Origin of the sequence: Actinomadura oligospora ATCC 43269 (assembly GCF_000518265.1) — a bacterium.
Lineage (GTDB): Bacteria > Actinomycetota > Actinomycetes > Streptosporangiales > Streptosporangiaceae > Spirillospora > Spirillospora oligospora.
Window position 1 is genome coordinate 17,523 of the sequence record NZ_KI912414.1, and the last position, 19,038, is coordinate 36,560.

The 19,038-nt window shown below is 72.6% G+C and carries 15 protein-coding genes; 3 read left to right on the forward strand and 12 right to left on the reverse strand.

Annotated features, from left to right (window positions below):
- Nucleotides 1-153 precede the first annotated feature (153 nt).
- The gene (locus P696_RS0141975) at nt 154-1,833 is read left to right on the forward strand and encodes a bifunctional metallophosphatase/5'-nucleotidase (RefSeq protein WP_026417011.1); all 1,680 of its coding nucleotides are present in this window, start codon (nt 154-156) and stop codon (nt 1,831-1,833) included.
- Between the two features lie 78 nt (nt 1,834-1,911).
- Here the strand turns inward: P696_RS0141975 and P696_RS0141980 are convergent, their stop codons facing one another.
- The 5 genes from P696_RS0141980 to P696_RS0142000 form a co-directional block, all read right to left on the reverse strand.
- Nucleotides 1,912-3,078 carry an inorganic phosphate transporter gene (locus P696_RS0141980; RefSeq protein WP_084339092.1) on the reverse strand — a complete coding sequence of 389 codons (1,167 nt, stop codon included), beginning with the start codon at nt 3,076-3,078 and terminating at the stop codon, nt 1,912-1,914.
- Nucleotides 3,075-3,692, reverse strand: a complete 618-nt coding sequence (locus P696_RS0141985; RefSeq protein WP_026417013.1) for a DUF47 domain-containing protein — start codon at nt 3,690-3,692, stop codon at nt 3,075-3,077. The genes P696_RS0141980 and P696_RS0141985 overlap by 4 nt, the downstream gene beginning before the upstream one ends.
- Before the next feature lie 381 nt (nt 3,693-4,073).
- Nucleotides 4,074-4,298, reverse strand: a complete 225-nt coding sequence (locus tag P696_RS0141990; RefSeq protein WP_245628023.1) for a hypothetical protein — start codon at nt 4,296-4,298, stop codon at nt 4,074-4,076.
- A 263-nt stretch (nt 4,299-4,561) separates the two neighbouring features.
- Entirely contained in the window at nt 4,562-8,782 is a 4,221-nt protein-coding gene (locus P696_RS0141995) for an ATP-binding protein (RefSeq protein ID WP_157430255.1), read from the reverse strand.
- A gap of 125 nt (nt 8,783-8,907) precedes the next feature.
- Complete coding sequence (locus P696_RS0142000; RefSeq protein WP_026417016.1) at nt 8,908-9,432, reverse strand: gamma carbonic anhydrase family protein; 525 nt, start codon at nt 9,430-9,432, stop codon at nt 8,908-8,910.
- Nucleotides 9,433-9,706: 274 nt separating this feature from the next.
- Between P696_RS0142000 and P696_RS51860 the strand changes: the two genes are divergently transcribed.
- The gene (locus tag P696_RS51860) at nt 9,707-10,804 is read left to right on the forward strand and encodes a DivIVA domain-containing protein (protein WP_084339098.1); all 1,098 of its coding nucleotides are present in this window, start codon (nt 9,707-9,709) and stop codon (nt 10,802-10,804) included.
- 139 nt (nt 10,805-10,943) lie between these two features.
- The gene (def, locus tag P696_RS0142010; RefSeq protein WP_026417017.1) at nt 10,944-11,447 is read left to right on the forward strand and encodes a peptide deformylase; all 504 of its coding nucleotides are present in this window, start codon (nt 10,944-10,946) and stop codon (nt 11,445-11,447) included.
- A 67-nt stretch (nt 11,448-11,514) separates the two neighbouring features.
- Here the strand turns inward: def and arfB are convergent, their stop codons facing one another.
- From arfB to P696_RS0142045, 7 genes are all read right to left on the reverse strand, one after another.
- Nucleotides 11,515-11,940, reverse strand: coding sequence for an alternative ribosome rescue aminoacyl-tRNA hydrolase ArfB (gene arfB / locus P696_RS0142015; protein ID WP_026417018.1), 426 nt, complete (start codon nt 11,938-11,940; stop codon nt 11,515-11,517).
- Nucleotides 11,941-12,180: 240 nt separating this feature from the next.
- On the reverse strand, nt 12,181-13,497 hold the full coding sequence (locus P696_RS51865; RefSeq protein ID WP_157430256.1) for a S1C family serine protease: 1,317 nt from the start codon (nt 13,495-13,497) through the stop codon (nt 12,181-12,183).
- A 187-nt stretch (nt 13,498-13,684) separates the two neighbouring features.
- A complete protein-coding gene (locus tag P696_RS0142025) occupies nt 13,685-15,196 on the reverse strand; it encodes a sensor histidine kinase (RefSeq protein WP_245628024.1) in 1,512 nt (503 codons plus the stop codon).
- Nucleotides 15,193-15,903, reverse strand: a complete 711-nt coding sequence (locus tag P696_RS0142030; RefSeq protein WP_026417020.1) for a response regulator transcription factor — start codon at nt 15,901-15,903, stop codon at nt 15,193-15,195. Before P696_RS0142030 ends, P696_RS0142025 begins: the two co-directional genes overlap by 4 nt.
- A gap of 179 nt (nt 15,904-16,082) precedes the next feature.
- A complete protein-coding gene (locus tag P696_RS0142035; protein ID WP_026417021.1) occupies nt 16,083-17,165 on the reverse strand; it encodes a hypothetical protein in 1,083 nt (360 codons plus the stop codon).
- Nucleotides 17,166-17,365: 200 nt separating this feature from the next.
- A complete protein-coding gene (locus tag P696_RS0142040) occupies nt 17,366-18,130 on the reverse strand; it encodes a crotonase/enoyl-CoA hydratase family protein (protein ID WP_026417022.1) in 765 nt (254 codons plus the stop codon).
- 8 nt (nt 18,131-18,138) lie between these two features.
- Nucleotides 18,139-18,912 (reverse strand): SDR family oxidoreductase, encoded by a 774-nt coding sequence (locus tag P696_RS0142045; protein ID WP_026417023.1) that lies wholly within the window; start codon nt 18,910-18,912, stop codon nt 18,139-18,141.
- Between the last annotated feature and the right edge of the window lie 126 nt (nt 18,913-19,038).

Below are 19,038 nucleotides of genomic sequence, written 5' to 3' on the forward strand. Positions count from 1 at the left end.
GTCAGCGCGAGGGATCTGGAACCGGGCGCCCCCGGATCTATCGCCCCGGACAGGCGAACATGCCATGACAGGGGGAACTGACCGTCAAACCGTCACGAAACCGTCATGAGGGCGTATGGATCGCGACGCGCCGGTTGGTTAGGTTCCCTAGCCATGATCCGACCTCGTCTCACACTGGCCGCGGCGGCGACCGCCGCGGTGGCGGTGACCGCGATCGCGGCCCAGCCCGCCGGGGCGTCCCCGTCGCACGGCCAGGGAAAGACCGTGCCCGTGCGGCTGCTCGCCCTCAACGACTTCCACGGGAACCTCGAGCCGCCCACCGGCAACTCCGGGAAGGCCGTCGACGACTCCGGCCAGACCGTCCCCGCGGGCGGCGCGGCCTACGCCGCCGCGCACATCAAGCGGCTCACCGACCGCAACACGCTGAAGGTCGCGCAGGGCGACCTCATCGGCGGGTCCCCCCTGATCTCCGCGGCCTTCCACGACGAGCCGTCGGTGCAGTTCATGGGGAACATCGGCCTGACCGCGTCGGCCGTGGGCAACCACGAGTTCGACGAGGGCCTGACCGAGCTCAAGCGCATCCAGAACGGCGGCTGCCACCCGGTCGACGGCTGCTCCCCCGCGGGCCCCTGGAAGGGCGCGAAGTTCGACTACCTCGGGGCCAACGTGCTCCAGGAGGCGACGAACAGGCCGGCCATCAAGCCGTGGACGATCCGCAGGATCAACGGCGTCCGGGTCGGCATCATCGGCGTCGTCACCAAGACCACGCCGACGATCGTCACCGCGGACGGCATCAAGGGCCTGAAGTTCGACGACGAGGTCGCCGCGGCCAACCGGTCCGCGCGCGAGCTCAGGAAGCGCGGCGTGCACGCGATGGTCCTGCTCGTCCACGAGGGCGACGACGTCGTGAAGGGCTCCAAGCCGAACGACTGCGGCGTCGTGCCGGGCGCGGGCACCCGCATCGCCGCCGAGGCCGACCCGGACATCGACGTCGTCCTGTCCGGGCACACCCACCAGCAGTACGTCTGCACGGTCAAGGACCCGAAGGGGCAGCCGCGGCTGTACTCCTCCGGCTCGTCCTTCGGCCGCGTGATCACGCAGGTCGACCTCCAGGTGAACCGGAGGACCGACGACATCGTCCGGTCGTCCATGAAGGGCGTCAACCACGTCGTCACCCAGGACGTGAAGCCGGACGAGGACACCGCGAAGTTCGTCCAGTACTGGAAGGACAAGTCCGCCCCGATCTCCGACAAGAAGATCGGCACGGTCACCGCCAAGCTCGACCGCACCGCCAGCGCGGCCGGTGAGACCCCGCTCGGCGACGTGATCGCGGACGCGCAGCTCGAGGCCGTCCGGGGCATGGGCGCCCAGGTCGCCGTCACCAACCCCGGCGGCGTCCGCACCGACCTGGACCCGAAGGACGGCCACACCGTCACCTACGGCGACGCGTTCGCCGTCCAGCCGTTCAGCAACGTCACGGGCGTGACCACGCTGACCGGCGGGCAGCTGGACGCCGTCCTCGAGCAGCAGTGGACGAGCGCGGGCGAGAAGATCCTGCAGCCGTCCTCCGGCCTGCACTTCACCATCGACCGCACCAGGGCGATCGGTGACCGCGTCTCGGGCATCACCATCGACGGCAAGCCCGTCGACCCGGCCGCGTCCTACAAGATCGCCGCGAACAACTTCCTGCTCGGCGGCGGGGACGGCTTCACCGTCTTCACCCAGGGCAAGGACCAGGTGCTCGGCCCGATCGACCTGGACGCGCTGGTGAACTACTTCGGCTCCCACTCGCCCGTGAGCCCGCCCCCGCTGGACCGCATCTCCGGCAAGTAGCCACAAAGCACAACGAAACGAGGGCCGCCCCCAGCCGGGGACGGCCCTCACTCGTTCAACTCTCGGGGGGTCGGGCGGTCAGGCCCCGAAGAAGTGCACGACGTAGTACACGACCGCCGCCACGATCGCGGCGGCGGGCATCGTCAGCACCCAGGCGACCAGGATGTTCCCCGCGACGCCCCACCGCACGGCCGACAGCCGCTTGGTCGCGCCCACGCCCATGATCGAGGCGGTGATCGTGTGCGTGGTGGAGATTGGAGCGTGCCAGATGTACGCGGTCAGGTAGAGGATGACCGAGGCCGTCGCCTCGGCGGCGAAGCCCTTCGGCGGATCGACCTCGATGACCTTGCGGCCGAGCGTGCGCATGATGCGCCAGCCGCCCGCGTACGTCCCGGCCGACAGCGCGCCCGCGCAGAGCACGATGACCCACCACGGCACGCCCTTGCCGTCCGAGTGACCCGTCGTGACGAGCGCGAGGACGATGATGCCCATCGTCTTCTGCGCGTCCTGCAGGCCGTGCCCGAGGGCGAGGGACGCGGCGGACAGCGTCTGCGCGATCCGGAACCGGCGGCCGACCTTGCTGGGGTTCTTCCTCCGGAAGATCCACAGGATGGCCAGCATCACGCCGTAGGCGGCGATGAATCCGACGATCGGCGAGATGACCATCGGGATCGCGACCTTGTCGACCACCTTGGCCCAGGCGACCGAGGACGCCGAGGCGAGCCCGGCGCCGACCACGCCGCCGATGAGGGCGTGCGAGGACGACGAGGGCAGCCCGAAGTACCAGGTGATGAGGTTCCAGGAGATCGCGCCGATCACGCCCGCCGCGACCACGGTCAGGCCGTGCAGCCCCGAGGGCGGGGTGATCACCTCGCTGACCGTCTTGGCGACCTGCACGCCGAGCAGCGCGCCCAGCATGTTCATCACGGCCGCCATCAGGAGCGCGACGCGCGGTGTGAGGGCGCGCGTCGAGATCGCCGTGGCGATCGCGTTCGCCGCGTCGTGGAAGCCGTTGGTGTAGTCGAAGACCAGCGAGACCAGGACGACGAGCAGGAGCATCGCGATCTGCGACTCCGCCCGCACCCCGGTCACGCCGAGCAGGATGACGACCAGCAGGCCGATCGGCATCGCGTACCAGAACCGGTGCGGGCCCCGGCGGACCTGTTCGGCCAGCGACGGCTCCTCGCCCGGGACGGTCGCGTCCCTGCTGAGGACCGCGCCGCCCGTGTCGCCGGGAGCGCTCATGATTCCTTGACCGCGATCGTCTCGACCGTGTTGGCGACGTGCTCGAAGGCGTCCGCCGCCTCCTCCAGCCGGTCGATGACCTGCTTCAGCTTCAGGACGGTGAGGGTGTCGTAGTCGCCCGAGAACAGCTTGGCGAGCAGCTTGCGGTAGACCCGGTCGCCCTCGTTCTCCAGCCGGTTGATCTCGATCCAGTACTCGTTGAGCTCCTTCATCGAGCGCAGCCGGGGCATCGCCTCGGCGGTGAGCTCGGCGGCGCGCTCCAGGACCTCGACCTGGTGCACGATCTCCTTCGGGAACTCGTCGATCTTGTAGAGCACGACGAGGTCGGCGGCCTCCTCCATCTCGTCCATCACGTCGTCGATCTGGGAGGCCAGCCGGTAGATGTCCTCGCGGTCGAACGGCGTGATGAACGTTTCGTTCAGCCGCCGCATGATCGCGTGGGTCGCCTCGTCGCCAGCGTGCTCGCAGGCGCGCATCTTCTCCGCGATCGCTTCCCGGTCAGTGCCGTCGCTGATGAGCTCCACGAGCAGCCTGGCGCCGGTGACCAGGTTGTTCGCCGAGTCGGCGAACATGTCGTAAAAGCTGTCCTCACGCGGCGTGAGACGCAAGCGCACGTCGTTCTCCTGAGATGCCGGAACAGTCCGCTGTGGATCGTAGGCGCAACCGGCCGTAAAAAGAACTTTCGCCCCAGCTTCGACCGCCGTCCTCCATCCTCTCACCTACAAGGTTGCCCTAGATCACGACATGCACACCCGCGACACACAGCCCTGTCCAGGGGGATGTACCGCCCCTGCCCGCCCGTTACGGAGCGTGATCCGGGACGCAGAGTGATATTCGTTACAGGAGGGCCGGGAGGGGCCTTCGAGGCCACTCAGGCCCGTGCGGCGACCCGTGCGGCGCCCCGGGAGGCGCCCCGGGGGTCGGGGTAAAAGCGGGTGCCGGGCGTCCGCTGGGACGTCCCGGCACCGGTTCGGCCTGCCGACGAGCCGCCGTTTCTATTCGCGTGACGACAGCTCTCGAAGACCGGGTTCGCATCCGGACCTCACTCCGAGCACCATGTCGATCTCGGCGAGCGTGAGCGGCCGCTCGGCCGCCGCGACCGCGCTGAGCATCTCGGCGTAGAGTTCGATCTCGTCAAGTGCGACCCGGTCATGGACGCGCAGGTCGAGATTCCGCTGGCGCACCGCGTCCACCTCCTGGTTGCGATTCGCGTCCGCCACCTGCGATGACACCGTCTCCGCGCAGGGACGGGCCGCACCCACTGCCCTCGTCAAGAGTACGGTCCCGGTCCGTCGGGACGCATGACCCAAGAGGGCCATTCGGGGACCACTCCCGCCCCGTACCTTCCCTGGCCCGCCCGGATGATGCGGCCCGGCCCACCCGGGTCACGCCCGCCGGGTCGGATTTGCCCGGCCCATGCCTGGCCCCGCCCAGCGGCCTGTCCCTGGCCCCTCAGTGGCCTCTCGGGGCGGTCCGGTGAGGGTCAGTAGCCCTCGTGGAGGCCGCCCATCATCTGCTGCAGCGCGGATTCGGGCAGGTCACGCACAGTGAGGCGGGCGACCGTGGACGCGTCGACGTCCGCCCCCGCGAGCCGGGCGGCCTGCCGGGCGATGGTCGCCTCGAACAGCTCGCGGACGGTCCGCGCGTACCCGAAGGACGGGTCGCCGCGCATCTGCTCGAACCTGCTGAGCAACTCGACGCGCAACTCCTCGTCCAGCATGTAGAGCTCGCGTTCGGCGTACGCCTGGAACAGCCCGACCAGCTCCCGGTCGCCGAGCGGTTCGAACTCGATGACCTGGCCGAACTCGTCCCGGAACGCCGGATTGGCGGCGAGGAAGCCGTGCAGTTCGTCCGGCGGCCCGGCGCACACGACCAGCAGCCGGTGGCCGTCGCGGCGCAGGACGGCGCGCAGCTCGGCGACCACCTCGGGGACGCGGTCGAGCAGGTGGGCCTCCTGGACCAGCAGCACCCCGTTGAGCGCCTGCTCGACCATCCCCCGCACCCGCTCCTCGGTGTCGTGCCGGTCGCGTCCGGTCAGGTGGGCGGGACGGCACGCCACCACGTGTCCCGAGCCGAGCAGCCCGAGCGCGGCGAAGATCCCGCCGACCAGGCCCGCGACGGTCGACTTCCCGGTGCCGTGGGGACCGGCGAGCAGCAGGTGCAGCGGCGCGTGCTCGGTCACGCCGTACCGGGCGCGGTCGGCGGCGACGCGCCCCTCCTCGACCAGCTCGTGGACGATGTACTTCACGTTCTCCAGGCCACGCAGGGCGTCCAGTTGCCGCAGGTAGCCGTCGATGTCGCCGGGCGGGCGCAGCGCCGGTTCCAGGCCCTCGGCGATGCCGTGCAGGTCCTGCGGGTCCAGGACGAGCCGGTCGCGCGAGGCGCCCGCCCGCTCCAGGTGCCGCTGGCACGCGGTGTCCAGGTAGGTCTCGACCAGGCGCGCGTTCACCAGGTCGCCGGGGCCGCGCAGGCGGGCCAGGTCCTCGCGGGCGGTCTCGAGCGCGACGCCGCCGACGGTGACCCGCCGCTCGTCGGCGAGCAGGTGCAGCAGCGTCATCCGGTTCTCGGGATCCGCCAGCTCGGGCAGCCGGTACACCCGGAACGTCTCGACCAGGCGCGGATGGTCGGCGAGCATCCGCTTGTACGCCGACGGCTCGCACGTCGCGATCAGCGCGGCGTCGGTGGCCGGATCGCGGCGCGCCCGCCGCACCGCCGTCACGAACGCCGCCGGGTCGGACGCCGCGAACAGCGCCGCGTCCAGCCGCTCGAACAGGATCGACGGGCCGCGCTGGGCGAGCACCTGCTTCACCAGGTCGGCCGCCGTCGGCGGGGCGACGCCGTCCACGATCGTCTTGGGCGGGGCCCCGGTCGCGGTCGCGGACGCGGACGCGGACGACTCGCGGACGTCGTCGGCGTCGTGGGCGCGGATCGTCCCGTCGCCGAGGCCCGCCTCGGCCAGGGTCAGCGCGACCATCCGCGCGAGCCGCCGCTGCCCGGTGTGCGGCGCGCCGACCAGCAGCACGCTCGGCACCCCGCGCCGGATGCCGGACGACTCGTCGACGCGGGTGGAGTCGTCGCCCGCCGTCAGCACCGCGTTGAACGCCTCGGCCTGCTCGCGGATCCCGTCGAGCAGCTCGGCGGCGTCCTGCGCGCCGGAGACGAACCCGATGCCGTACCGCTCGTGGACGCGGCGTTCGGTGCGGTCGCTCGGCGGCGGGATCTCGTGCACGGGACGTTCGGGCGACGGCGTCTGGTCGAGGAAGTCGAAGCCCCCGATCATCGTCTCGGACATCACGCGCGTGCCCGGCGGGTCGGCCTTCTTCGGCGCCCCGGTCACACCGGGTCCGGCCGCGCCGGTCTCGTCCGGGCCCAGCATGCGCGTGCGCGGCTGCGGGTTGTCGGGCCTGGGCGGCATGCCCGGCGGCGGCGCCTGCTGGTGCAGGGACGCGGGCTCGTCGAACCGCGTGCCGTGCGGATCGACCTTCTCCTGCTGGCCCATGCCCGGCCCGTACGCGCCCGGGTAGCCCGCCGAAGCGTCCAGGTGCCCGGGGGGCTTGGGCATGTTCTGCTCATAGGACGGGACGGGCGGCTGCGCGGGAGCCGATCCGGACGGCGCGTAGCCCAGCGCCGTGTACGGAGGCCGCTGCGGTTCCTTCTGCTCGTCCTTGGGCGACGAGCCGTCCGGCTTGGTCGCCTCTTCCACCTCGTGCGGTGGCGGCGCAGGCGTGCCGTACTGGTTGAACGCGGCAGGTGCCCCGGCTCCCGCGCCCGCGCCTGCTCCCGGGGAAACGAGCGGGCCGGGAGGCTGCGGCATCGCGTGAGCGGACGAGGGCTGGTAGCCGAGGGCGGTGTAGGGCGGGGCGAAGTTCTCCTGCGGCTCGTCCGGCCCGGCTGCCTGCTTGGGAACGTGCGGGCCGGGCGCGCCGAACTGCGGATCGACCGGCTGCGCGGGCTGGACGAACGGCTGCTCCTGGTTCGCCGGAGGCTGGACGTACGGCTGCCCCGGCGGCTGGACGGCCTGTCCGGGCACGCCAGGCTGGCCGAACGCGCCCTGCGCGGCGTCCTGGGACGGATATCCGGGCACGGCGGGCGGGCCGAACGCGCCGGGGACGGGAGGCTGCCCAAGTGGCTGTGGAGGCGCTCCAGCGCCCGCAGGGCCACCGGGGCCCCCAGCCATGTCCGCGCCGCCGGGCGGCGCGTACGGCGTCTGGGGCGGCTGCGGGGGCCGCCCTGGCTGCGCGGGCTGGACGGGCATGCCGAACGGCGACGGCGGCTGCGTGTGCCTGTGCTTCTTGGGGACGGCGATGCCGGTGCTCGTGCGCGCGGTCGCGCGCGTGCGCTCGGGGCCGATGATGCCCGCGACGATCGCGTTCGGCGTCGGGAACCCACGCGGGCGCGCGGGCATGCCGCCCGCGAGACGGCACCACGCGAGGTCGAGCTCGTACATCGCGGCGAGCAGGGTGTCCGCGCCCTCCCCGGACGCGGCGACCGCCGACCGCAGCGGCTCGGCCAGGGTCAGGTCGTCCGGCCAGAGACGGCGCAGCGGGTGCCCGTGATTGCTCATCACGGCCTGCACCGTGTACCGGATCTCCGGGTCCAGCCACGGGACGATCGCGGCGGCGACGTCCTCGCGGACGACGGCCAGATCGGCGGCGAGCAGCGCGGCGGCGACCATGCGCGGCTCGATGTACGCCGGGTCGGACGCGTCGCCCGTGATGTCCGCGACGGCCTCGGCGAAGGTGTAGAAGGCGTGCCGGAAGCTGTCACCGGGCGAGCTCTCCGTGCGCAGCGCGGGCACCAGGTGCGGCGGGCAGCGCGTCAGCCACTGCTGGACGATCGCCTCGTCCCCGTAGGGAAGGGCGCCGTAGTCGACGGTCGGGTTGCCGAGCGTCTGGCCCGCCATCGCGAGCAGCGCGTCCGCGCGCGCCTGGTAGCGGGGGTCCTCGCGCAGCGCGCTGGCGGTCGCCCAGATCGTCCGCAGGACGACGACGGCCGAATCGACGCGTCCGGCGCGCAGGCGCTCGGCGTACAGGCCGACCAGCTGCGACAGCGGCGGCGGGGTGAGCCAGCGCGGGCCGTCCACCTCGGGCAGCGGGTTCACCCGGTAGCGCTTCCAGAGGCCGGTCATCGCGGCGTCGTGGCGCGCGTCGAAGGCGGGCGCGGCGGCGCACCACAGCATCACGCCCCACGCGGCGACGACCGTCGACGGCGTCCGCGTGGTGAAGATCTTGCCGTCGTGCGGGTACTCCCCGGCCGGGAGCGCGGCGGCGGACGCGAGGGTGCTGCGCATCCGGCCGGTCAGCTCGGACGCGAACCCGCGCCGGACGAACGTCAGCGACGGCGAGGGGTCGTAGGAGAAGTCGGGCCCCGCGGGCACCACGTGCGGCGGGAGCTGCGGGGTCTGCCCGCCCGCGATCTGCGCGGGCCGCGCCCCGGCGCGGACGGCGGGCGCGTGCGGCGGCGGGCACAGGTACCACTGGCCGTCGGACGGCTGGAGCCGGTACCAGCGCGCCCACGCGCCGAACAGCCACCACGTGCCGTCCGGAAGCGCGAGCATGCGCCCGGCGATGGCGTGCTGGCGATGCTGGGGCGGCGCCGACTGCCACCACCCCGCGGCCACCATCGCCCTCGTGTCCCGCTCGGCCGCCGCGAACGGATCCTGCCCGGGCGGTGGGGCGTTCCCTCGTCCCGGTCCCCACACCACGGGGTCATCGTAGCCGTGTCAAGGAATCCCCAACTCTGCCAGTGGCCGCTGGCCACGTTCAGGCGCCCGGCCACCGCCCGGCCGCCGGACGGTGTCCCGGATCGGCGCGCAGGTCAGCCTCGCGGTCAGCTCTGCCAGGTCGCGCGCGCGTGGCGTCGCGCCTTTTCCATGTACACGTCCGGCGTGTACTGCAAGACGGCCCGGTCGTCGTCGGTCAACTCCCGGACGATCTTTCCGGGCGTCCCCGCGACCAGCACCCCGGACGGGATCTTCTTGCCCGGCGGGACGAGCGCGCCCGCGGCGATCAGCGTGTGCGCGCCGATCCGCGCGCCGTTCAGGACGATCGCGCCGATGCCGATGAGCGAACCGGTCTCGACGTGGGCACCGTGGACCATGGCCTTGTGCCCGAGGCTGACCCGGTCCTCCAGGACGGCGGGCATGCCCGGGTCGGCGTGCAGGCAGCTCAGGTCCTGGATGTTGCACTCGTCCCCGACGACGATCTCCTCGTCGTCGCCGCGCAGCACCGAGCCGTACCAGACGCTCGCCGCGCGGCCGAGCCGGACGCGTCCGACCACGACCGCGCCGGGGGCGATCCACGCGTCAGGGTGGATCTCGGGCCTGTCGTCGTCCAGCGCACCCACGTAGTTCATGCGGCCGATGGTAGGACGGGAGGACGGGACGGGCGGCGCTCGCCCCCGGGTGTCGTCGCGCCGATATTTCCCGTGATTGGATAGTTTGTCTTCCTGGCTCAGGTTAAGAAACGGCAGCGAGAACGGCATTCCGGTTGCGCGAATGGGGTGGACCGGACAACAGTCGGTGCCGAGTTCTCACCACCGAGCCGAGTTCCTGCAACCGACCGTCCTTGAGCCGTCCCTGATCCCGCAAGGGGTGATCCTCACCCCCCGCCACGACCCCCAAGGCATCATGAGCAACGACGCGGAAATCCTGCCGAACCTCCTCCGTGAGGAATCCTTCGAGATCGTCATGCGCGGCTACAACCGCCGCCAGGTCGACGAGTTCATCGCCCGCAGCCAGAACCAGATCCGCGAGCTCGAGGCACGGCTCGCCCGCGCGCTCGACGACGTCGAGCGCACCCGCCGGGAGATGGCCGAGGTCCGGGAGGCCCGCAAGCCCACCGGCGACGACCTGTCCGACCGGCTCCGGCAGATCATCAACCTCGCCGAGGACGAGGCGAAGGAGAAGGTGGCCGACGCCGAGGCCCGGGGCGCCCAGATCCGCAAGGACGCCGAGCACGAGTCCAAGCGGATCGTGGACGACGCCCGCGGACACGCCGAGCGCGACATCGCGCACGCGCGCGAGAAGGCCGACCAGGTGCTCGCCGCCGCCAAGAAGGAGTCGGAGAGCGTCCTGACGGCGGCCAAGCAGGAGGCCGAGCAGACGGTGACGAGCGCGCGCCTGGAGGCCGAGCGCACCCTCACCTCCGCCGAGCGCCGCGCCAACGTCATCAACGAGGGCGCCACGCAGCGGCTGAACCACCTCACCAAGAACCACACGCAGGCGCTGCAGCGGCTCACCGAGATCTCCGAGACCCTGCACCGGCTGCTCACCGCCGAGAACGAGGCGGGCCCGCTGGAGAAGATGGTCGAGGACGCCGTCCGGGCCCCGGCCGCGCGCAAGCGCCCGAGCTCGCCCCAGCACCAGACCTCGCACCAGACCTCTCACCAGGGCTCGCTGCCGATCCAGCACGGGAACCAGCACGCGAACCCGGCGCAGCCGCCCGCCTCGGCCCCCGCGCCCGCCGCGCCGCCGGAGCCGGTCGTCGCCAAGCCGGTCACGGGCATCCCGCGGACGCCTCCGCCGCCGGCCCCGCCCGCGCCGTCGCACGCGCCGTCCGGGGCGTCCGGGCCGTCCGGGGCGTCCGGGCCGTCCCTGCTGGACGACGTCCCGGGGACCGACCACCCGATGGCGCCCGTCCCGCCGCAGGTCAAGGCCGTTCCGGTGAAGCCCGCCCCGGCCGCTCCCCGGCTGGACACCGAACCGCCCGCCGACATCAACGACTGACCGCCTTCAGCGACCGGCCGCCTTCCACACCTGAGAGCGGCCCGCACGAGGGCCGACGCGCCGCCGTCCCCCGGAGACCGGGGGACGGCGGCGCATCCGTTTCCAGGGTCCGGGCGTCCGCTTTGTACGATCGAGGGTCATGGCCACCGTCCGACCCGTCCGCCTGCTCGGGGACCCGGTGCTGCGCACCGGCTGCGACCCCGTCCGCGCCTTCGACGACTCCCTGCACCGCCTGATCGACGACATGGTCGCCACGCTCGCCGCGCAGAACGGCGCGGGCCTGGCCGCGAACCAGATCGGCGTCCCGCTCCGCCTGTTCGTCTACGACTGCGCGGACGACCGGGGCCGCCGCCACTCCGGCCACGTCGTCAACCCGCGCCTGGTCGAGACGGACGGCGAGCCGCTGGTCGAGGACGAGGGCTGCCTGTCGTTCCCCGGCCACCGCTTCCCCACCCCGCGCCACGCCCGCGCCGTCGTCGAGGGACAGGACCGGAACGGCGAGCCCGTCCGGGTGGAGGGCACCGGCTATTTCGCCCGCTGCCTGCAGCACGAGACCGACCATCTGGACGGCATGGTCTACATCGACAGCCTCAAGGGGCAGACGCGGAAGGACGCGCTGCGGGCCGTGCGCGAGCTCCGCTGAGCCGCAATTTCAAGATCAATTATTGGCCGCCGAACGAGAAAGCGGCGCGCGCGGACAAGCCCGCCGGTCAGCCCCAACGGGAGGATCGGCCGCGTTTCACGTCCGAGCGGCGGCGCTTGTTTTCCAGGCGCCGTTCGTTGATGCCGCGCGGCATCTTTTTCGGGATGCGCTTCTTCGGCGGCGGCGCGATCGCGTCCGACAGGACGGCCGACAGCCGCGCCTTCGCGGCCTCGCGGTTGCGCAGTTGCGACCGGTGCTCCTCGGCCCGGATCGACAGGACGCCGTGGACGAGCCGTCCGGCGAGCCGCTCCAGGGCGCGGGCGCGCAGCGGCTCCGGCAGGGACGGCGAGTTCAGGACGTCGAAGGAGAGTTCGGCGGCGGTCGAGCTGGTGTTCACGTGCTGCCCGCCGGGCCCGGACGATCGCGAGAAGCGCCAGGTCAGCTCGGTCTCCGGGATGAAGACCGAGTCGCGGACGTTGATGATGCCGGGCATGGGGTGATTATCCCCGCCGGAGCCGGATCATGTCGTCCCATTTCTCGCGGGCGGCCCGCAGGGGAAAGGGACACGGCCGCGCGGACTCCCTCAAGTCCCCGCGGCCGTGCTCTTCCCACCGGGCCGCCAGGGACGGAGATCCCTGACGACCCGTCTCCACCGCCGGGCCGGCATGCCGTCCGCCCGCTCCCCCCAGAGCCCGAGTCCGGACGCCGTCCCGGTGGTGAGTCCTCGTGCGGCTCAGATGGAGCCGCCGCCGATGATCCGGTTGACCGCCTTCCGGGCGTCGTCGACCGGGATCGCGAACCCGACCCCGATGCTGCCCGAGCCGTCGCCGGAGGTGGCGATGGCGGTGTTGACGCCGATGACCTGGCCCGCGCCGTTCACCAGCGCGCCGCCCGAGTTGCCCGGGTTGATGGCCGCGTCGGTCTGGATCGCGTTCCTGATCACCGTGGCCTGCCGCTCGGTGTACCCGCCCTGCATGAAGGGCGGGACGTCCTGCTCGCCGCCCTCGCCGCCGCCGTCGCCCTCCTGGATGCTGCGTCCGAGCGCCGAGACGATCCCGGACGTCACCGAGCCGTCCAGGCCGAGGGGGCTGCCGACCGCGAGCACCGGGTCGCCCACGGCCAGCCTGGCGCTCACGCCGAGGACCGCCGGGCGCAGCCCGGACACGCCGCGCGCCTGGATCACCGCGATGTCGTGCTCGGAGTCGACCCCGAGGATCTTCGCGGGGGCCGTCCTGCGGTCGCTGAACTTCACCGTCACCCGGCGCGCGCCGGACACCACGTGCGCGTTGGTCAGGATCGTCCCGTCCGCGCGGAGGATGACGCCGGAGCCGGTGCCCTCGCCGGACGTGGAGACGGTCTGCACCGAAACCACCGACGGCTGGACGGCCTTGGCGACCTGCGCGGTCGTGGCGTCCCCCTTCGTGGAGACCCCGGCGACCGCCGCCGGGCTCGGGAGCGAGCCGGAGTGGCCGTCCAACGCGAGCGTTGCACCCGCGCCGCCGCCGCCCGCGCCGAGCGCGATCGCCGCTGCTGCGCCGAGGAGGGCGAGCCTGCGCCTTGCGCTCCAGCCCCACGCGCTCGGCCGGGGCGGCACGGGGCCGCCGAAGGGGGCCGGACCGCCCGGCGGAGGCCAGCCCGCGCCTGGACCGCCGGAGCCGCCGAACGGTCCGGAGCCCCCTGGTCCACCGGGCACTCCGCCGAACGGAGCGGTGGACGCCGGGAGGGCCGGGACGGCCGGGTGGGGTGAGGCCATGGGGGCGGGGAGCCCGCCCTGGACCGGCCCCGCCTGCGGGGACAGGACGGGAGCCGGTCCGGTCCGGGACGGCTCGACGGGGATCGAGCCGTCCCGGACCGTGGTGGGCGCGTCCGGGATGCCTTGCCACGGGGACGGCTCGGCGGGTCCGGACGGCCCGGTTCCGGCAGGCGGCGGTTCGGGGTGCCGCCGTGCCGCTCGGGGAGGTGCGACAGGGGTTCCGCGATGGGCCTCCGGGCGCCGGGTGGCGTCCGGGCCGTCCTGGCGGGAAGCGAGGTCCCGCTGGTCGTCGCTCATCCGGGTGCCCCCTGTCGTTCCGTCGTACTCAGGATGCGCGCCGGGACTGAGACCGCCCTGCACTGGGCCTGAAAGTCTTCTGAACGCGGACGAATCGTTGGACTCCACCCAACCCTGCGGACCTCGCCCGGCACGGCAGGGCCCGGGCGATCCGGGCGGGCCGGTCCGGGCGGGTCGGTCGAGCTGGTCAGTCGGGGGCGAGGGGGAGGATGACGCGGAAGGTGGCGCCGGTGCCGGTGCCCGCGTCCACCTCGACGCGTCCCTCATGCGCGGCGACCAGCGCGGCGACGATCGCGAGGCCGAGGCCGGTGCCGCCGTCCTCGCGGCTGCGCGCCTTGTCGGCGCGGTAGAAGCGCTCGAAGACCCGCTCGGCGTGCTCGGGGCTCAGGCCGGGGCCGTGGTCGACGACCTCACAGACCGCCGCCGGGGCCCGGTCCAGCGTGCCGGGGCTCAGCCGCACCTCGATCGCCGAGCCCGCCGGGGTGTGGACGATCGCGTTCGTCAGCAGGTTGCCGAGCACCTGCCGCAGCCGGGGCTCGTCCCCGAGGACCTGGTAGGCGACGCCGCCCTCGACGTCCAGGTCGACCTGGCGGTCCGGGGCGACGACCCGCGTCTCCTGGACGGCCTCGGCGGCGACCGCGAGCAGGTCCACCGGACGCCGCTCCACCGGACGCTGCCGGTCGAGACGGGCCAGGAGCAGCAGGTCCTCCACCAGCAGGCCCATCCGGGCCGCGGTCTCCTCGATGCGCCCGATGAGCCGGTCCAGCTCGGACGGGGTGCGGGCCGCGCCCTGCCGGTAGAACTCGGCGAAGCCGCGGATCGCGGTCAGCGGGGTGCGCAGCTCGTGCGACGCGTCCGCGACGAACCGGCGCATCCGCTCCTCCGAGCGCAGCGCGTTCTCCTCGGAGTGCCGCGCCGCCTCCTCCGAGCGCCGCGCGGCGGCCTCCGAGCGCGCCTGCGCGCCGAACGCCGCCTCGATCTGGCCGAGCATCGAGTTGAAGGACGCGCCGAGCCGTCCGACCTCGGTGGCCGGGTCGGCGTCCGGGACGCGCCGGGACAGCTCGCCGCGCGCGATCGCCTCCGCCGTCGCCTCCATCGTCCGCAGCGGGCGCAGGCTGGCCGTGACGACCAGCGCCGCGAGCGCGCCGAGCCCGGCGAGCACCAGGACGCCGACGGTGATGTCGATCGTGACGAGCTGCCGGACGGTGTCCTGGACGTCGCCGAGGTTGCGTCCGAGCACGACGACGTCGCCGGACCGGGTCGTGAACGTCATCACCCGCCACAGCGCGCCCTTGCCCTCGCCGCGGGCGTTGAAGATCTCGTCCTGGCGGCGCAGCGCCTCGCCCCGCGAGATCACCGGGACGGTCCGCGTGTCCACCGCGAGGCCCCGGATGTTGAGGGTGGGCTGCGCGTCCGCCTCCCCCGACCAGACCTGCACGTACATGACGTCCGGCAGGTTGGCGAAGGGGTGGCGTCCCGAGAGCGCGGACTGGACCTTCTTGGCGGTGCCCTGGAGCTGGTCGTCGGCCTGCCGCATCATGTAGCCGCGCAGGGCCGCGCTGCCCGCCGCGCCCATCACGGTCAGCCCGAGCGCGACCAGGACGAGCATCCCGACGATCAGCTTCATCCGCAGCGGCACGCGCCGGTACGCCCGCCGAAGCCGCGCCGGGACGCCGCTGCGGCCGGGCGCGTTCATCATCCCTGGTCGGGGGGTTCGCGCAGGACGTACCCCACACCGCGCAGGGTGTGGATGAGGCGGGGCTCGACGTTGTCGACCTTGCGGCGCAGCGCGGAGACGTAGGACTCGACGATCCCGGCGTCGCCGCGGAAGTCGTAGTTCCACACGTGGTCGAGGATCTGCGCCTTGGACAGCACGCGGCCCGCGTTGGCCATGAAGTAGCGCAGCAGCTTGAACTCGGTCGGCGAGAGCTGGATGACCTTGCCGCCGCGCCAGACCTCGTGGGTGTCCTCGTCCAGCTCGATGTCGGCGAAGACCAGCCGGGGCGGGGGCTCGGTCACGCCGCCGCGGAACCGCCGCAGGACGGCCCGGATCCGGGCGATGACCTCCTCCAGGCTGAACGGCTTGGTGACGTAGTCGTCGCCGCCGATGGTGAGGCCCTTGATCCGGTCCTGGACGGCGTCCCGGGCGGTCAGGAACAGCACCGGGGTGTGGTCGCCGCCGGAGCGCAGCCGCCGCGCCACGTCGAAGCCGTCGATGTCCGGGAGCATGACGTCCAGGACGATGAGGTCGGGGCGGTGCCGGCGCGCGGCCTGCACCGCGTCGGCCCCGTTGGTCGCGGTGACCACCTCGAAGCCGGTGAAGCGCAGGCTCCCGGCCAGCAACTCGAGGATGTTCGGCTCGTCCTCGACCACCAGCAGAACCGCCTCCGGCGTCCTGCCGGCCATGGTCACCGTCCGCTCAGCCAATGAGAAGAACCCCCTACTCACATCTTCCCAGAGGCTTCCAGGCGAACCTGAAGAGAGGCTGAACGCGCCCCGAGAGTCCGTTGAGAGAAGGTTCGGCCTCCGGAGGCGCGTGACTCCGGAGGCCGGACGACCCGGCGGTGACCGTCGCGCCGGGACGGTCAGCCGAACAGTTCGATGAACGGGGTGCGCGCGCTGCCGGACGTGGCCAGGCCCACGCCCACGACGCCCGTGGTGCCGGGCCGCTGGTCGGCGTCGGCGACCATCACGGTCCCCTTCCGGGCGGGCCCGTAGAGCGTGCTCCAGGTCTTCCCGTTGAAGTGCAGGTAGCGGGCCTTGCCGTTGTTCCCGGCGGGCAGGACGACCACGCCGCCGCGGCCGTCCGCGGAGAGGCCGAGCCCGGCCGAGTTCAGCGGGGTCGTGTACGACTTCCAGGTCTTGCCGTCCCAGTGCAGGAGCGCGTTGGTCGTCTGCGCGGCCTGCGCGTCCTTGATCGCGTACACGTTGGTCGGGGACAGCGCGACGAGCCGGTAGATGATCGCCTGGTAGGCCGTGACGCCGAACTCGCCCGGCACGTTGATGCGCTTCCAGGTCTTCCCGTCGTAGTGGTAGACGAGCCCGGTGATCTTCTTGCCGTCGGCGGTGGTCGTCCCGGCGAGCCACACGTCGCTCTTGTTCCGGACGTCCACGGCGGTGATCGTCGTGTTGGTCGGGAGCGGGACCTTGGCGTCCACCCAGGACGTGCCGCTCCAGCGCAGCACCGCGCCGATCCCGGCGGCGTAGGTGATCCCGGCGGTCGAGTAGGCCGTCCCGTCGGACGCGGCGGCCACCTGGAACGGGATCCCGACGAGCGGGTAGTTGACCTTGACCCACTTGGTGCCGTTCCAGTGGATCGAGACGGGGTTCATGAACGCGCCGTAGCCGACGACCCAGGCGTTCTTGGCGGACGCGGCGGCGACGTCCATCGGGGAGAACTTCTCCGGGCTGGCCTGCGCGGCCCAGCCCTTGGCGGTGTAGCGCGCGATGACCGGGTTCGGCGCGGTCACGGTGCCCTTCGAGCCGACCGCCCAGCCGACGTCCTTGGCCGCGAAGTCGACGCGGTCGAGGCTGCCGGAGTACTTGAGGGCTGCGCCGCCGCCGACGTTGCGCCAGCCCGCCGCGAACGCCGCCGGGGAGGCGGCGAGGACGAGCGACGCGGCGCCCGTGGTGGCGACGGCCGTGGTGAGAACCGCGTTCCAGCGCATGGGAACCCCACTCCCGAGATCGATCAGAACGCGAAAAGAGTACGGGAAGACTTACTCAGAAGTAAGACAAGCCACACGGGCATCACATATCGGACAGCACGAACGCCCGGAGGCGCGTGCCCCCGGGCGTTCCCACGAGTCTCCGTCCGAGCCGTCCGAGCCGTTGGCTTCGTCCGGTCATCCGTCCGCTCGGACGGGCGTCACTCGCCCTTCCAGACCGGCTTGCGCTTCTCGGCGAAGGCCGCCGGGCCCTCCTGGGCGTCCTTCGAGCCGAACACCGGGATGACGATCTCGCTCTGCCTCGCCCACCGCTCGTCGGCCGACCACTCGGGCGACTCGACGATGACCTTCTTGGTGGCGGCGAGCGCCAGCGGGGCGTTCTCGGCGACCTTGAGCGCGAGCTCCTTGGCCGCCGCGAGCGCGCCGCCCGAGTCGGTGAGCCGGTTGACGAAGCCGAACTCCGCCATCCGCTCCGCCGGGTACTTGTCGCCGGTGAGCGCCATCTCCATGGCGATGTGGAACGGGATCCGCTGCGGCAGGCGGAGCAGGCCGCCCGCCGCGGCGACCAGGCCGCGCTTGGGCTCGGGGAGCCCGAACTGCGCGTCCTTCGCCGCCACGACCATGTCGCAGGACAGCGCGATCTCGCAGCCGCCCGCCAGGGCGTAGCCCTCGACCGCCGCGATCAGCGGCTTGGCCGGGGGCCGCTCCACGATCCCGGCGAACCCGCGGCCCTCCACGATCGGGTTGTCCCCGGTGAGGAAGCCCTTGAGGTCCATGCCCGCGCAGAACGTGCCGCCCGCGCCGGTGAGGACGCCGATGGACAGGTCCTTGCGCGAGTCGAGGGTGTCCAGGGCCGCCGCGATGCCCTGCGCCACCGCGCCGTTGACCGCGTTGCGGGCCTCCGGGCGGTTGATGGTGACGACGAGGACGGCCCCGTCCTCCTCGACCAGTACAGCTTCGGACATTCAGGGCCTCACTTGGGCTGGAAGCGGATGCCGCCGTCGAACCGGACCGTCTCGCCGTTCATGTAGTCGTTCTCGATGAGCGAGCGCACCAGGTGCCCGAACTCGCTCGGCCGGCCCATCCGCTTCGGGAACGGCACCGGGGCGGACAGCTTGGCCTTGAACGCCTCGGCCGCCTCGCCCTCGCCGTAGATCGGGGTGTCGATGATGCCGGGGCAGATGGTGTTGACCCGGACGCCGATCGCGGCGAGGTCGCGGGCGGCGGGCAGCGTCATGCCGACGATGCCGCCCTTGGACGCCGAGTAGGCGAGCTGCCCGGTCTGGCCCTCCAGCGCCGCGATGGACGCGGTGTTGACGACCACGCCGCGCAGGCCGTCCTCGTCGGCGGGCTCGGTCTTGGCGATGGCCGCCGCGCCGATCCGCATGAGGTTGAAGGTGCCGATCAGGTTGACCTGGATGACCTTGCTGTAGGTCTCGAGGCTGTGCGGGGAGCCGTCGCGGTTGACGGTGCGCTCGGCCCAGCCGATGCCCGCGGAGTTCACGATGATCCGCAGCGGGGCGCCGGTGTCGACGGCCGCCTGCACGGCCGCCTCGACCTGCGCCGCGTCGGAGACGTCGGTCTTGACGAACACGCCGCCGAGCTCGTCCGCGAGGGCCTTGCCCCTGTCCTCGTTGAGGTCCGCGACGACCACCTTGACGCCGTTCGCGGCCAGCTCGCGCGCGGTGGCCTCGCCGAGGCCGCTCGCACCGCCGGAGACGACGGCGGATACTCCGTTCAGGTCCATAAGCAGCACCTTACGTCAGACACCGAATCTGGTTCGGGGTGATGTTACCCACAGGTCAGATTACGGTCTCGGGCCGGGTCATCGGGCGGCCGGGGTCGGCGTCCCTTCGCGGGCCCGGCGGGACGT